Source organism: Streptomyces sp. NPDC012794 (assembly GCF_042901085.1).
Classification (GTDB): Bacteria; Actinomycetota; Actinomycetes; order Streptomycetales; family Streptomycetaceae; genus Streptomyces.
The window spans coordinates 1-2,624 of record NZ_JBIBCI010000052.1 but is presented as its reverse complement, the minus strand read 5'-3'; the positions used below and the strand labels follow the sequence as shown (position 1 = coordinate 2,624).

2 protein-coding genes are annotated in these 2,624 nt (G+C 67.7%); both read left to right on the top strand.

Annotated features, from left to right (window positions below; all coding sequences use genetic code 11):
* The first annotated feature begins 121 nt into the window (after positions 1-121).
* Positions 122-1,717, top strand: a complete 1,596-nt coding sequence (locus ACFY7H_RS34025; protein ID WP_388946584.1) for an ISL3 family transposase — start codon at positions 122-124, stop codon at positions 1,715-1,717.
* 44 nt (positions 1,718-1,761) lie between these two features.
* Positions 1,762-2,550, top strand: coding sequence for a hypothetical protein (locus tag ACFY7H_RS34020; protein WP_388946581.1), 789 nt, complete (start codon positions 1,762-1,764; stop codon positions 2,548-2,550).
* The last annotated feature ends 74 nt before the right edge of the window (positions 2,551-2,624 follow it).

Below are 2,624 nucleotides of genomic sequence, written 5' to 3'. Positions count from 1 at the left end.
CGGCTCTGGTCCACTTCTTGTGGCCGCGTACGCAGCGTGACTGTTGCTCGTCGTTGGATGGCTGACGAGGTCGCCCGAAAATCGTCCTAACGGGGAGGAGCGGGGTCGACAGTTCTGCCCCGTGAGCAATGTACGGCCGCAGCTGGATGAGCTGCTGTTCTGGTCGGTGAAGAACGTGTCCGTGGAGTTGGTCGAGGTGGCCGACACCGTCGTGCGCGTGGAGGCCCGGACAACGGCCAGTGCGGCAGCCTGTCCGGGCTGCGGGTGTTGGTCAGGGCGAATGCACGGCTCCTACCTGCGGTTTCCCCGTGACCTGCCGACCGCTGGCAAGCTGGTCGTGGTGGCGCTGCGAGTGCGCCGGTTCCTCTGCGTCGAGGAGTCTTGCCCGCGCAAGACGTTTGTCGAACAGGTGCCGGGGCTCACCCGTCGGTTCGGCCGGCGGACGGAGCGGCTACGTTCGACGCTGGTCTCGGTCGGGCTCGCGCTCGCGGGGCGGGCCGGCGCCCGGATGTCGGACGCCTTCGGGGTACGGGTCAGCCGGAACACCCTGCTGAGGCTGATCACATCGCTGCCGGATCCGCCCGCCTCCACGCCCCGCGTCGTCGGAGTCGACGAATACGCTCAACGCAAGGGCCGGGTCTACGGAACCGTGCTCGTCGACGTCGAGACCCGCCGCCCCGTGGACCTCCTGCCAAACCGGGAGGCGGACACCCTCGCGGCCTGGCTGGCCGAGAGGCCCGGGATCGAGATCATCTGCCGGGACCGCGCTCGCTTCTACGCCGAAGGAGCCACCCGCGGCGCCCCACAGGCTCTTCAGGTCGCTGACAGGTGGCACCTCTGGCACAACCTCGGCGAAGTCGCCGAGAAGTGCGTCTTCCGGCACCGCACCTGCCTGCGACCGCCGCCGGCACCCCTCGAAGAGCCTCAGCAGACACCGGAACCACCCGAGTCGTCGCCGTGGCCGACTGGACACCGGTTCGCTGAGCGGACCCGTGCCAAGCACGCCACCGTCCACGCGCTCCTGACCGCTGGCCACAGCAAGCGGTCCATCGCCCGGCAGCTGGGCATGGGCTTCAGCACCGTCCTCCGTTATGCCCATGCTGCCGCGCCGGAGCAGTTGTTCACCGGCCAGTGGCAAAGCCGCCCCACCAACCTCGACGCCTTCAAGCCCTACCTCGACGCGCGGTGGCAAGAAGGCTGCACCAACGCCTGGAAGCTATGGGAGGAGATCAAGGAACAGGGCTACCCGGACGGCTACAGCAGCGTTCGTGCCTACGTCAGCCGCAACCTACGCGGCAAACCCAAGCCAGTCGGCCTCCGCCCGCCGTCCGCCCGCACCGTCACCCGCTGGATCCTCACCCGCCCCGAAGCACTGACCGAGAGAGACCGCATCCACCTCAAGGACGTACTGGCCAACTGCGCCGAGCTGGAGGCACTCGCCGGACACGTCCGCTCCTTCGCCCACATGCTCACCCAGTTGCAGGGCCACCAGCTGCCGGAATGGATCGAAGCCGCGGCCGCCTCCGACCTTCCCAGCCTCCAGCGATTCGCCCAAAACCTGGAGCGCGACCTCGACGCTGTTACAGCCGGACTCTCGCAGCAGTGGAACTCCGGAGCCGTCGAGGGCCATGTCAACCGGATCAAGATGCTAAAACGCCAGATGTTCGGCCGCGCCGGCTTCGAACTCCTCCGCAAGCGAGTGCTGCTCTACACATGACGCCCGGGCACAGGGCTGGCTCGCCAGCGCAATAGCCTCAGCCTGTGACCCCGAGCCGCAGACAGACCGAGCCGCCTCACCCCGCCGAGCTCCTTCCCTTTCAGACACTGCTGGACAGTACGGACTGGGCCTCGCTCGCCACAGCCTGCGGGACCGGCGAAGCCCTGCCGGCCGCACTGATACTCCTCACCGACCCTGACCCGGCCGTCAAGAAGTCCGCCCTCCACGATGCCCTGGAGCCCGTGACTCACCAGAACAGCATCTACGAGGCCACCGTCCCGGTGGCTCTCTACGTCGCGGCGATCCTTAGCCACCCAGCCGTCACGGCGGCCGACGACATCCGCGACGGCGAGACCCAGAACCACCCGACCCTTGTGCAGCTGCTCGACTGGCTCGGCGATACCGCCTACGACGCCGACGACGAGTGCGTCGCCACCGGCGAACGCCTCTTCGACGGGGGCTTCCTTGATGAGTACGACGAGATGCGTGCGTTTCGTGACGCACGCCCGGCGATCTTTTCCGCTGTTCATCCCCTTCTCGGTCATGATGATGCCGACGTCCGCCACACCGCCCTGGTCACCGCTATCCCCCTGATCGAGCACCCTCTCCTCACCCGGTACCAGGCCGATCTGGCCTACCATGCCCGCCGCCTGCTGGCCAGCAACGCTCCCCGGCCCCACCGAGACCGCGTCCTAGACGCGCTGAAGGCATGGGGCCACGACACCACTGAACTGGAGAAAGCGTCCGACATCGCGGCGCGCGAGCACTACGCCCGTCTCAGGGCTGGCCGCGGTTCTTGGGGCGGCGGCTACAGCGACGACCCGCCGTTCTGACTCAAGGCCAATGCCCCCTGAAACACCCGATCGATCACCCAGCGTGGTCGCACCACAAGAAGTGGACCAGAACC